We start from the raw sequence: 11,837 nt of genomic DNA on the forward strand, positions 1-11,837 counted from the left end.
TATTTTAGTGGGCTTCGGCCCAATTTGTTCCAATTCCGATATCGACTTTTAACGGCACATCCATGGGGACAGCCGTTTCCATCTCTATTCTAATCAATTCTCTGACTTTCTCAAGCTCAGCCTGTGGAACTTCAAACACCAGTTCATCATGAACCTGCAGTAACATTCGCGCTTGCAACTGCTCGGCACAAAGACGCCGGTCAATATTCACCATCGCCACCTTAATGATATCGGCGGCACTCCCCTGGATCGGATAATTAATCGCATTGCGCTCAGCATAACTTCTCACAGCACCATTCTTACTGGCGATTTCAGGGATAGCACATCGTCGTCCCAGGAGCGTGGTGACATATTGATGCTCACGCGCCTCGGCTTTCTTCTCCTCCAAAAACTGTAAAATTGCAGGGTAACGCTCAAAATAATGGTCGATAAACTGTTGCGCTTCCGCACGACCGATCCCCAAGTCTTTCGCCAGGCTGAACGCCCCCATACCGTAAAGCACACCAAAATTTATCGTTTTTGCCTGTCGCCGCATTTCCGCTGTGACCATTTCCGGGAAGACATTGAAGATCTCGCTTGCGGTTCTTTTATGGATATCTTCCCCGGCGAGAAAACTCTCTTTTAAGGCGGGGACATCCGCCATTTGTGCCAACACCCGCAATTCTACCTGAGAATAATCGGCAGCCAACAGGACCCAACCCTCTGCAGGAATAAACGCTTCACGGATGCGCCGCCCTTCAGCCGTGCGGATAGGAATATTCTGCAGATTCGGATCGCTGGATGAGAGCCGGCCTGTTGCGGTCACCGCTTGATTAAAAGAGGTATGCAGTCGCCCTGTCGCCGGATTAATCAACTTTGGCAGCGCATCCGTATAGGTACTCTTCAACTTACTGACAGAGCGATAATCAAGGATTTTTGCAGCGATGTCATGTTCCGCAGCCAGACTCGTCAGGACATCAACATTGGTTGACCAGCCCGTCTTCGTCTTCTTCCCTTTTGGCAGACCAAGTTTTTCAAACAGGACCTCGCCGAGTTGCTTGGGAGAATTAATATTAAACGGTCCACCGGCCAAAGCATGGATCTCCCCTTCAAGAATCTCCAACTTTTTACGCATCTGCTCTGAGAGGGTGCCAAGAAAATCGGCATCAATCCGGATACCGCACCACTCGATCCGCGTTAACACATCGACCAACGGCATTTCGACGTCATAAAAAAGTTTTTGCGCCATCCCGGACGACAGTTGAGGCAACAGCTTTTCAGCTAATTGCCATGTGATGTCAGCATCTTCAGTGGCATAGCGGACAGCCTTTTCGACTTCGACTTCACTAAAACAGATCTGTTTTTTCCCGCTGCCGGTCATTTCCGTATAGGGGATCATACGATGATTCAATTGCTCAGCGGCTAAAGCATCAAGGCCGTGAGATTTGGATTCGGGATGGGTGATATAAGAAAGCACCATCGTATCAATCTCGACACCTTGCAACGCAATTCCCGCATTGCGAAGCACCAGAGCATCATATTTAATGTTCTGACCGATTTTTTTGTAAGTTGGATTTTCCAGCAATGGCCGCAATGCCTCCAGTACAACCTCTTGTGCAAGCTGCTGTGGAGCTCCGAGATAACGGTGGCCAACCGGGACGTACCAGCCATGATTCGCTTGATATGAGAATGACAGACCAACCAGATCTGCCTGAACCGCGACCAAACTTGTCGTTTCGGTATCAATGGCAAAACGTCCCGCTTTTTTTAGCTGTGCAACCATATCGGACAACTCTGCTGACGTCAGCACAACCTGATAATCCCCAGCGGCTGAGTCTTGCAGCGGCTGGCAGGAGAATTGTTGCAACAACTTGGGAAACTCAAGCTGCTTGAATAAGGTCGTCAAGGCATCAAGGTCAGGTTCGACCAACTTCAAATCATCGATACTGATGGCAATCTCCAGATCATAAATCAGGTCAGCCAAGGTCCTGGAGAGTCTCGCCTGATCAGCAAACTCACGTAAGTTCTCCTGCCGTTTTTTGCCTTTGACCTGATCAATATTAGCGAGCAGGTTCTCAATCGACCCAAACTCCTGAATCAAGCTACAGGCCGTCTTCTCACCGATCCCCGGAACGCCCGGGATGTTATCCGAACTATCTCCCGCCAAGCCAAGAATTTCCAGCACCTGCTCAGGCGGGACACCGAAACGGTCGATCACTTCAGCCCGGCCGGAAACCTTCCCTTTCATCGTGTCCAGCAAGCGCACCCGCTCACCAACAATCTGCATCAGATCTTTATCGCCGGTCACCACGGTAATATCAAATCCTTGATCAGCATAGCGTTTCGCCAAAGTGGCAATAATATCATCAGCCTCGTAGCCAGAAAGTTCCAGCCCGGGGAGATTAAACGCCCGCACGACGTCCTTGATCAGCGACACTTGCGGTACCAGATCCTCTGGCATTGCAGAACGATTCGCCTTATAAGCGGGATAAAGCTCTTTACGAAACGTCGGCCCCTTGGCATCAAAGATGACTGCCACCCGATCCGGCTTTTCCTCACGCAGCAAAGTGAGAAGCATATTGGTAAAACCATAAACAGCATTAGTTGCCTCCCCCTTGGAATTTGACAGGTGGCGGATAGCGTAATAAGCTCGATAAATATAGGAAGAGCCGTCAATTAAGTAGACCCGTTCATTTTTTGCCGACATGTTTAACCTTTCTCTTTTCTGGATTGATTGGATTATTTCATACCCACAGGCAAAGGGGAAGATTGGAAGAGGAAACAATCAGCAAAAAGATGTCCCGAACCAGAACAGGCATATTGACATTCCCAGTCTGATGTTATTATCTATTCCTCTGAATTCGTAATACACTAAAGATAAAATTCATCATATACAACAGTGGAGAGATTTCAATGCACGATAATTTTGAAGATCACGACGAATCGATTGAGTACGAAATTGAGGTCGAGACCGACACCGATGTCCAGGCGATCCCCGATGATGGCCTCGTGCTGGCACGCGACACCTTGCCAGCGCGGCTACCAATTATTCCACTACGGCCACGGCCAGCGTTCCCGGGGGTGATCATCCCGCTGACAGTTAATGGTAAAGCCCGGGTCAACACCATCAAAAAAGCCATGGAGACCGACTCTCAAGCCATTGGGTTGGTCATGGTTCAGGAGCTTGACGAAGAGGATTCGACCAGCAACCTGCAACGCGTCGGAGTCGCAGCCAAAATTCTCAAACTAATCCATACGGAAGAAGACAGCGCCCACGTTCTGGTTAACAGTCTGGAGCGCTTCAGCATCGATGAGGTTCTGGAAGTCAATAATATTATCTATGCAGATGTGACCTATTTTCTCAGTACCGCCTACGCGGAAAATCCAGAGCTGAGAGCCTACTCGATGGCGATCATCTCCACCCTCAAAGAGTTGGTTCAGATCAATCCTCTTTACTCTGAAGAAATTAAACTCTTTCTCGGTCGCACAAGTATGGATGATCCGGCGCGGTTAACCGATTTTGCCGCCAACTTGACCAATGCCGATGGCTTTGAGCTACAGGAAGTGCTGGAGACTTTTGATATCCATCGGCGCATCGACAAAGTTCTGGTATTGCTGAAGAAAGAGCTCGAAGTCTCACGCCTGCAAAACAAAATATCGCAGCAAATTGAAGAAAAAGTTTCCGCACAGCAGCGTGATTTTTTCTTACGGGAGCAATTCAAGGCGATCAAGAAAGAGCTCGGCCTGGAAAAAGAAGGGAAAGTCTCTGAGATTGAAAAATATCAGAAACGGTTAAAAAAACTGACGTTGAATGAAGAGGCACAGAAAGCCGTTGATGAAGAGATTGAAAAGCTCCAGATGATTGAACCCTCCTCGCCGGAGTACAATGTTAGCCGTAACTATCTTGATTGGCTGACAATCCTCCCTTGGGGGAAATTCAGTAAAGACGCCTATGATTTGCCCCGGGCTCGCAAGGTGCTTGATCGTGACCACTACGGCCTGGATGATGTCAAAGAGCGCATTCTGGAGTTTATCGCCGTCGGCAAAATGAAGGGGGATATCTCTGGTTCTATCCTCTGTCTGGTCGGCCCCCCGGGCGTTGGTAAAACCTCTGTGGGTAAAAGTATTGCGGACGCCTTAAAGCGCAAATTCTACCGCTTCTCTGTTGGAGGTATGCGTGACGAAGCCGAGATCAAAGGGCATAGACGTACCTATATTGGCGCTATGCCGGGCAAAGCGATCCAGGCTATGAAGAGCGCTGGCACTGCGAACCCGGTGCTGATGCTGGACGAAATTGACAAGATCGGAGCCTCATTCCAAGGCGATCCAGCTTCAGCATTACTGGAAGTCCTTGATCCAGAGCAGAATGACAGCTTTCGTGACCATTATCTTGATGTCCCTTTTGATCTGTCCAATGTCATGTTTATTACCACCGCCAATCAGCTTGATACCATACCTGCACCACTGCTTGACCGGATGGAAGTGATCCGCCTGTCGGGCTATATTCTTGAAGAAAAACTGGAGATTGCCCGTCGCTACCTCATCCCTAAGGCGCTCAAAAGTCATGGGATGACCAAAACTCAGGTGAGTATCAACAAGGCGGCCATTGCGGATATTGTTACCCGCTACGCTCGCGAAGCCGGCGTGCGTGGACTGGATAACAAAATCAAAAAAATCATGCGGAAAGCGGCAATGGAATTTGCTGAAGGCCGCGAAGAGAAGGTGCGTGTCACCAAACATGACATCGAAAATTATCTTGGCAAGCCCGTCTTTGCGGAAGAAGAACTCATCAAGAGCGTTCCAGGAGTCGTCACAGGTCTTGCTTGGACCAGCATGGGTGGTGCGACCCTGCAGATTGAAGCCACGGCAATGAAGAGTAAAAACAAAGGGTTCAAACAGACGGGGCAACTTGGAAAAGTGATGGTTGAGAGTTCAGAGATTGCCTATTCTTACGTCATGGGGCACCTTGAAGAACATAAAATTCCTGAAGATTATTTTGACAACCACTTTATTCACCTCCATGTCCCCGCCGGAGCGACTCCCAAAGATGGCCCATCAGCAGGGGTAACCATGACCACCGCCCTGTTATCCATGATTTTGGAAAAACCAGTACGAGAAAAACTGGGAATGACCGGGGAGCTCTCCCTGACCGGAAGTGTCCTGCCGATTGGTGGAGTCAAAGAAAAAACTATTGCCGCGCGCCGTGCTGGACTGCAAGCCCTGATCTTCCCCTTCGAAAACAAAAAAGACTACGACGACTTGCCTGAATACCTCCGCGAGGGGATAGAGGTTCATTTCGTCAAAGAGTATCCAGAGGTTTTCAAGATTGCCCTTGGGGCTAAATGATTTTCAAACAGGAGTAATGAAATGACCGTTACAGAAATTAAAACCAGCCTTATGGAGCTTTCTATCGAAGACAAAAAAGCATTCATCATTGAGACGCTACCAGAATTGGCTAAAGACGTCATCAAAGAGCCGGGATTCATGATGCAACTGTTCCCGGTATTGCTTGATATTCTCAAAGAGAGCGGCATGGATATGCAACAACTGTTGCAACTGGCGACAATGATGAGTGCACAACAGAACCAGCAATAAGCAAACTACTTTTCTCAACCATATTTTTTTGGAGTCAATTTACCATGCGCGTCTTATCCGGCATCCAGCCTTCTGGTTCCCTTCACTTTGGGAACTTCTTTGGCATGATGCAAAAAATGATCGACTATCAGGAACAGGAAGACCTGTTCTGTTTTATTGCCAATTACCACGCCATGACCAGCGTTTCAGATGGCAAAGCTCTGGCCAAGGGGACCATGGAGGCAGCCGCGAACTTTCTAGCATTGGGGCTCAATCCGGAAAAAAGTACCTTCTGGGTGCAGTCAGATGTTCCAGAAGTACAGGAACTCACCTGGATTCTCTCTAACTTCACCCCCATGGGGTTATTGGAGCGCTGTCACAGCTACAAGGATAAGGTGGCACAGGGGATCAAACCAAACCATGGCCTGTTTGCCTATCCGGTGCTGATGGCAGCAGATATTCTATTGTTCCAGAGCGATAGCGTCCCGGTTGGCAAAGACCAGAAACAACATCTGGAAGTTGCCCGCGATATCGCTATCAAATACAACAATGAGCATGGTGATGTTTTTACCCTCCCCGAGCCCGATATCGATGATGATGTCGCCACCGTTCCCGGTCTCGATGGTCGCAAGATGAGTAAAAGCTACGGCAACACAATTGATCTGTTTCTGGAAGAAAAGGCGCTCCGCAAACAAATTATGCGTATCGTCACCGATCCGACTCCGATCGAAGAAGCCAAGAACCCAGACAGCTGTAATATCTTTCAAATTTATCGTTTATTCTTAAATAAACAAGAGGTTGAAGAACTGCGACAACGCTACCTCACCCCCGGACTCCGTTACGGTGATGTCAAGCAGGAATTGTTTGAGACGGCTCGTGATTTCTTTGCCCCTTATACAGAGAAAAGAAAAGAGATCTTAGCCGACCCAGAAAGACTCAGAAAAATACTTGCATCTGGGGCAGATAAAGCCCGTTACGTTGCCAATAAAACCCTGCGCAAGGTGCGAAAAAAAGGGGGATTAGTCTACTGAGGACAGTCTGAGATTGTGCCGTGAATCTAACTTGAGAGTCGGGACCAACAGATCGGTTCGTCCCGACTATTCTTCTTTTTCACGGGTGAAAGTGATGAATGCCATCCCCGGACGTCGACTAGCTTCACGCATTGCAAAATGGATCCCCTCAAGGTGCCAGCCCAACGCGGTCCAGGTATTTAAAATTTTTTCCAGACTCAGGTCATCAACCTGGCTGGTTTCTACAACTTTATAGATCAGCATAATTCGACCTTCCTGACTCTGCAAACGGAAAAATCGGAAATGATGGCGACAACATCCAAACGACAGTACTACTTTCGATTACAGATCAGCCAGCAACAGTTTCTCCGCTACTATCAGGGCAGCGCTAACGCGATTGAGGTGATGTCAGAGTGTGGAAAGCGACTTCACTTCCCCGCCATCCGCTTGCGCCCGTTGTTGACCCACACGGGAATCAACGGCCGCTTTCTCCTGACGATTGATAGCAACAACCGCTTCATTGATCTGCGGAAAATTTCTTAAGAGAGACCGCATCAACCTTTCCCTTTTGTAGCCACAACACCCTCTCCACTAATGGCGGATGCGAGTAATAGACTGCAGCATACAGTGGATGGGGAAATAGATTGCTTAAATTTTCCCGCGCCAGCTTCACTAATCCTGAAGCTAATTCCTGACCACTGCCAACCATATTGATGGCAAACTGGTCTGCTTGACGCTCATGGCGGCGTGACCACCAGCTACTAACGGGTATCCAGAAAAATCCAATGAGCGACCCGATCCAGCCAAGGATAAAAACCTGTCCTGCAAAAGAGAGTTGCTCCAGCCCCAACCATCCAGGGAGAAGCTGACTGCTTAACAGAGTAAAAGCCAGCCAGCAAACCAGCAAGGCCATAATCTGACTCTTGATTAACTGTTGCCGCAAGTGACCACAACGCCAATGTCCGAGTTCATGGGCCAGCACTGCCAGCAGCTCCTTATTATCCAACTGCTCCATCAAGGTATCAAACAGTACCACCCGCTTCACCTTACCGATGCCGGTAAAATAAGCATTGCTGTGCCCACTACGACGGGAAGCATCGACCTGCAACACTTTCCCCGCATGCGCTCCAGCTTTTTCGAGCAGATCGCGAACCTCGATTTCCAAATCAGCTTTTGCCAATGGTGTGAATTTAAAGAACAGTGGCTCAATTAGGTAAGGTGACAGGTATAAAAGAAACAAGGTGACAACAACCCAGAAGCCCCAGACCCAAAGCCACCAGCTCTGTGGTGCGATTTGCACCAAGGCCAAGGCTCCACCACCCAGCAGCGTGAACAGCACCGAGCCGATCAGAAGAGATTTCAGCAAATCGGCGCACCAGAGCTTGAAACTCATCCGATTAAATCCAAAACGTTCTTCAAGAACAAAATTCTTGTAGAGAGAAAAAGGGAGGCCGATGAGTAACTGGATCAAAGCCAAAAGACCAAAAAACAATAATCCACTGACAATGAAATTATCGGTATATCCAGCTATCCATTGATCATACCAGGGGAGAATCCCGCCAAACAAAAAGGCGATGGTCAGAGCAACCGCCAGAATATCTTCAACAAGACCGACACGATCTCCTGCTAAAGCATAAGCGTCACTGCGGTCAAGACGCTGTTCGTCAATTTGTCCGGCAAAAGCAGCTGGCAACGGTTGTCGCCCTTGTTGCCGATGGCGGATATTGATCCAGTCAAGAGCAAAGCGGATTACGGTGATCAACAAATAGACAGATAAAAACAACAATGGCATTTATTAATTCTCCACTCTTTGCAAGCGTAGCAGATCGCCCTCGTCGGCCCAATCAGGAAGGCGCAGACGCAGCTGAGAATTCGGTTGACCGGCGACAAGAGGTTCTCCGGTTAAGGACTGAATCTCATCCACCCGGAATGTCTCTTGCTTCATTGCAGGGCCGATCAGTTCAATCTCATCTCCCAGGACAAACTTATTGCGCCCTTCAACCCAAAGCCCGTTCTGATCTCTGCGGACAAAACCGACAAAATCATGGGTACGGATATAGTGGGTGTCGGCAGCATGAATCTTGGCATCGTCATGACCGAACAAAAAACCGGTATCATAGGGGCGATGACTGACTTTCTCCAGTTCTTCCTGCCAGAGGGGATCGATATCCGCTGGATCAACACTGAGACGGTCAATCGCGTCACGGTAAACCCGCGCTGTGGTTGCCACATAATAGAGGCTCTTCATCCGCCCCTCAACTTTAAAACTGTCAATTCCCGCCGCCAGTAATTGCGGTAACTGTTCCACCAGACAAAGGTCGCGACTGTTCATGAGATAGGTCCCTCGATAATCCTCTTCGATCGCAAAGCTCTCCCCGGGACGAGTTTCTTCCACCAGCGCATAATTCCAGCGGCAAGGTTGCGCGCAATCCCCCTGATTGGCACCACGTCCAAGCAACGCAGTAGAGAGGAGGCACCGTCCGGAATGGGCAACACACATGGCACCATGAACAAAACATTCCAGTTCAACCTCGGTCTGTCCGCTAAAAGCGTTGATATCTTCCAAAGTCAACTCTCTCGCCAGATTAATGCGACTGACACCGCAACTGCCCCAAAATTCAGCTGTTTGTGGATTACAACTGTTGCTCTGGGTTGAAAGGTGGATCGATCGTTGCGGATCGATCCGACGAATCGTTGTTAGCACTCCAGGGTCGGCAATGATATAGGCATCCAAATCAACAGGTTTTAACTCCTCCAGCAGATGCTCTAAAGCGGTGAATTCCTCCGGCCGCAACGAAGCATTAAGGGTTAGATAGAGGGCGACATCGGCCTCACGTGTTAACTCTCGGGCAATCCGCAACTGTTCAAGGTCAAAATTACCGGCATGTGCCCGCAGTCCGAAATCTGCAGTACCAAGATAGACCGCATCAGCACCAAAACGGATTGCGGTCTTCAGTTTCTGCATATCTCCAGCAGGCATCAGGAGTTCGGGATGTTTTCTGTTTATTTTTTGTTGCATCATAGTGTCCAAGCGATTCAGGTTATCGTTTTGTCGCCGAAGTGCATTGAGCGGTAAAGATTTTTCATGTCAATGACAGCGGCGATGCTCGCCTACTTTTAGAACAAAAGTCAACATCCCCGCGGAGAAAAGTCATCACCATGGCAATTTCTTACCAGCATGCGGAGAGAAGTTGAGGAGCAACTCCGTTTATGATAACGGTGAAAAGCAAATGCGACCAAAAGTGATTTTTTGATTTATTGAGACGTGTTGTGGGGATGCACTGTTCGATTTATGGTCAAAGCCGGTCACTGGAATCTGGACATCAACGATAACGTCACAAAGATGTTAAGACAGGAAAAGCGGTTTGGTTGATGGCTTACGTTAGGGATGGGGTGCAGAACACTGGGTAAGCCATTCCTCACTATTCGGCCCGACCACGCATTGATTATTGACTCGCAATGCCAAACGTTTCTTGCACCGTGAGGTTAACCGTGTGAAACCACTATCAGGAAGAGCTCGCACAGATTCAACGATAAACTGCCAATGCGGTCGTTGTTGCTGTGCGAGCGTGTAGTAAACCCACTTACCACTTTTCTCTTGGGTGAGAAGACCCGCTTTATAGAGCATCTTCAAATTACGCGATACGTTGTATTGCGTATCTTCTGTGACATCCATCGCCTCAGCAACAGTAATACGCTGGTCAACATGGATGAGCAACCAAAACAGACGTAACCTATGCGGTTCGGCCAGTGCTTTTAGCGCATCGATGTATTTTTCGTGATCCATAAAGTTTTACTTTTTCTTGAAGCTGGTGATTATGATCGCGACTCCAATTAAGAAAACAATTCCCGAATGTGTGGCATGAAAAGCCAGCGTTGAACCATCCGCTCCTGACAACAAAGCGATCCAGAAAAAAGGGCAAAAAAAGCCGAGCAACGCAATGTTACGTCCTGCTTTGGTTTGCTCCGACAAGTCGCCACCTTTAATCAGTGCTGTAAAAACTTTAAACATATGGGTGTAGGCGCACCACTTGCTTAAGTTTTTTGCTATTTTAGCTGTAAATTCAACGTATTGGCTTTGTAGCATTGGTCATTAACTCCTGTCAATCGCTGTTAGATGAACTTCAATCCATTACAAGACATATTGAAATAACAGGCCACCTATAATGGCTGCTGTTAATATAATCGCAACAAAGGCAACCACGGCTTTGGGCTTAAGCACTGCTGAAACCAGGGCTATTTCCGGCAGACTTGCACCAGTGCCGCCAATGATTAAGGCCATTGCCGGGCCAAGCCCCATCCCTTTTACAATCAGTACCTTAAGCAAGGGGATGGCCATTTCGATACGCAAATAGAGGGGGACACCAATAACCGCAGCAATAATGACGGAAAGAATATTGTCACCGCCGACATATTTTTCCACAATATCGGCAGATAAATAGGCTGCGGACAGGCCACTAATTAACGCCCCAAGTAACACATAAGGCATAATCTTCTTGAACAGCACCCACGCAAAACGCAACGCATTGTTCATTCTACTAGGGTCAACACTTTCCAGCGCGATCGTAGCGGTCGACCCGCTGCAAGCACTAACGGTACTGCAGTCTTGCACTGTCGGTTCAGATCGCACACGACATTGCATTGAGGCCGTCGCCGAACAACTTGACTGCGGTTTATTCGACTCCAGTTCTTCACCACGTTTGATTTCATTACGCCATGGCGTCTTAGTTATCAACCAGCCTCCAGCAATTGCTGCAATAAAAGTAATCATTAAATAGCTAACAGTGACTCTCAATCCGAAGGTCGCGTACACCATAGCGAGGACAATGAAATTACATAGCGGGGCTGAGATCAAAAAGCTCATAACCGTGCCAAGTGAAACGCCCATGGTTGCCATCCCCATAGTCACAGGCACCACAGAAGCGCTGCAAAAGGGGGTCAACATGCCAAAAAAAGCGCCCATCAGCGGTCCCCACTTGCCATGTTTAGTGAGTTTTTTCTGTAGCTTCTCTTGAGGAATATACTCACGCATAAATCCTGTTAAAACTGACACCACACCAATTACAATCGCAAGCGCTCCGCCGACATGAATGAATTCATGCAGCGCAATTGTAAGTTTATCCATGTTGCTGTTCTCCTTCGATCTAAAAATTGTTGAAAAAATGGGTGAAACTACGGGCAAGATATACTCACTTGCATGATTGCGCAAGTATGATTTTATCTTTTTTTTTCATTGCTGTACGAAAGAATATTTACACTTAAACAGGGGGTTTT

The 11,837-nt window shown here is 48.2% G+C and carries 11 protein-coding genes; 4 read left to right on the forward strand and 7 right to left on the reverse strand.

Going from position 1 to position 11,837, the window contains the following annotated elements:
* Window positions 1–4: 4 nt before the first annotated feature.
* Window positions 5–2,686, reverse strand: a complete 2,682-nt coding sequence (polA, locus tag BLU87_RS03455) for a DNA polymerase I (protein ID WP_092344769.1) — start codon at window positions 2,684–2,686, stop codon at window positions 5–7.
* A 206-nt stretch (window positions 2,687–2,892) separates the two neighbouring features.
* Between polA and lon the strand changes: the two genes are divergently transcribed.
* Genes lon through trpS form a run of 3 tightly spaced genes read left to right on the forward strand, consistent with a single transcriptional unit; the run spans window position 2,893 to window position 6,584 of the window.
* Window positions 2,893–5,325 carry an endopeptidase La gene (gene lon / locus BLU87_RS03460; RefSeq protein ID WP_092344771.1) on the forward strand — a complete coding sequence of 811 codons (2,433 nt, stop codon included), beginning with the start codon at window positions 2,893–2,895 and terminating at the stop codon, window positions 5,323–5,325.
* A gap of 21 nt (window positions 5,326–5,346) precedes the next feature.
* Window positions 5,347–5,574, forward strand: coding sequence for a hypothetical protein (locus BLU87_RS03465; RefSeq protein ID WP_092344773.1), 228 nt, complete (start codon window positions 5,347–5,349; stop codon window positions 5,572–5,574).
* Between the two features lie 44 nt (window positions 5,575–5,618).
* Window positions 5,619–6,584 carry a tryptophan--tRNA ligase gene (trpS, locus tag BLU87_RS03470; RefSeq protein WP_092344775.1) on the forward strand — a complete coding sequence of 322 codons (966 nt, stop codon included), beginning with the start codon at window positions 5,619–5,621 and terminating at the stop codon, window positions 6,582–6,584.
* A 66-nt stretch (window positions 6,585–6,650) separates the two neighbouring features.
* On the opposite strand, the gene BLU87_RS03475 is transcribed toward trpS, so the two are convergent.
* Window positions 6,651–6,827 (reverse strand): DUF4177 domain-containing protein, encoded by a 177-nt coding sequence (locus tag BLU87_RS03475; RefSeq protein WP_092344777.1) that lies wholly within the window; start codon window positions 6,825–6,827, stop codon window positions 6,651–6,653.
* A 39-nt stretch (window positions 6,828–6,866) separates the two neighbouring features.
* Between BLU87_RS03475 and BLU87_RS03480 the strand changes: the two genes are divergently transcribed.
* A complete protein-coding gene (locus BLU87_RS03480) occupies window positions 6,867–7,106 on the forward strand; it encodes a DUF2835 domain-containing protein (RefSeq protein WP_245706359.1) in 240 nt (79 codons plus the stop codon).
* Here BLU87_RS03480 and BLU87_RS03485 read toward each other — a convergent pair.
* From BLU87_RS03485 to BLU87_RS03505, 5 genes are all read right to left on the reverse strand, one after another.
* On the reverse strand, window positions 7,081–8,355 hold the full coding sequence (locus BLU87_RS03485; protein WP_092344779.1) for a M48 family metallopeptidase: 1,275 nt from the start codon (window positions 8,353–8,355) through the stop codon (window positions 7,081–7,083). The genes BLU87_RS03480 and BLU87_RS03485 overlap by 26 nt on opposite strands.
* 3 nt (window positions 8,356–8,358) lie before the next feature.
* Complete coding sequence (locus BLU87_RS03490; protein WP_245706360.1) at window positions 8,359–9,528, reverse strand: peptidase U32 family protein; 1,170 nt, start codon at window positions 9,526–9,528, stop codon at window positions 8,359–8,361.
* 417 nt (window positions 9,529–9,945) lie between these two features.
* Window positions 9,946–10,350: an ArsR/SmtB family transcription factor gene (locus tag BLU87_RS03495; protein WP_092344783.1), complete on the reverse strand. Its 405-nt coding sequence runs from the start codon at window positions 10,348–10,350 to the stop codon at window positions 9,946–9,948.
* Window positions 10,351–10,356: 6 nt separating this feature from the next.
* Complete coding sequence (locus BLU87_RS03500; RefSeq protein WP_092344785.1) at window positions 10,357–10,650, reverse strand: hypothetical protein; 294 nt, start codon at window positions 10,648–10,650, stop codon at window positions 10,357–10,359.
* Between the two features lie 45 nt (window positions 10,651–10,695).
* Window positions 10,696–11,688 carry a permease gene (locus BLU87_RS03505; protein ID WP_092344787.1) on the reverse strand — a complete coding sequence of 331 codons (993 nt, stop codon included), beginning with the start codon at window positions 11,686–11,688 and terminating at the stop codon, window positions 10,696–10,698.
* Window positions 11,689–11,837: the final 149 nt, after the last annotated feature.

Origin of the sequence: Desulfuromusa kysingii (assembly GCF_900107645.1) — a bacterium.
Lineage (GTDB): Bacteria > Desulfobacterota > Desulfuromonadia > Desulfuromonadales > Geopsychrobacteraceae > Desulfuromusa > Desulfuromusa kysingii.

Coding starts and splice junctions, on each gene's coding strand:
- BLU87_RS03500 (WP_092344785.1), bottom strand. CDS start 10,650: ATGCTACAAAGCCAATACGTTGAATTTACAGCTAAAATAGCAAAAAAC.
- polA (WP_092344769.1), bottom strand. CDS start 2,686: ATGTCGGCAAAAAATGAACGGGTCTACTTAATTGACGGCTCTTCCTAT.
- BLU87_RS03495 (WP_092344783.1), bottom strand. CDS start 10,350: ATGGATCACGAAAAATACATCGATGCGCTAAAAGCACTGGCCGAACCG.
- BLU87_RS03490 (WP_245706360.1), bottom strand. CDS start 9,528: ATGCAGAAACTGAAGACCGCAATCCGTTTTGGTGCTGATGCGGTCTAT.
- lon (WP_092344771.1), top strand. CDS start 2,893: ATGCACGATAATTTTGAAGATCACGACGAATCGATTGAGTACGAAATT.
- BLU87_RS03505 (WP_092344787.1), bottom strand. CDS start 11,688: ATGGATAAACTTACAATTGCGCTGCATGAATTCATTCATGTCGGCGGA.
- trpS (WP_092344775.1), top strand. CDS start 5,619: ATGCGCGTCTTATCCGGCATCCAGCCTTCTGGTTCCCTTCACTTTGGG.
- BLU87_RS03485 (WP_092344779.1), bottom strand. CDS start 8,355: ATGCCATTGTTGTTTTTATCTGTCTATTTGTTGATCACCGTAATCCGC.
- BLU87_RS03475 (WP_092344777.1), bottom strand. CDS start 6,827: ATGCTGATCTATAAAGTTGTAGAAACCAGCCAGGTTGATGACCTGAGT.
- BLU87_RS03465 (WP_092344773.1), top strand. CDS start 5,347: ATGACCGTTACAGAAATTAAAACCAGCCTTATGGAGCTTTCTATCGAA.
- BLU87_RS03480 (WP_245706359.1), top strand. CDS start 6,867: ATGATGGCGACAACATCCAAACGACAGTACTACTTTCGATTACAGATC.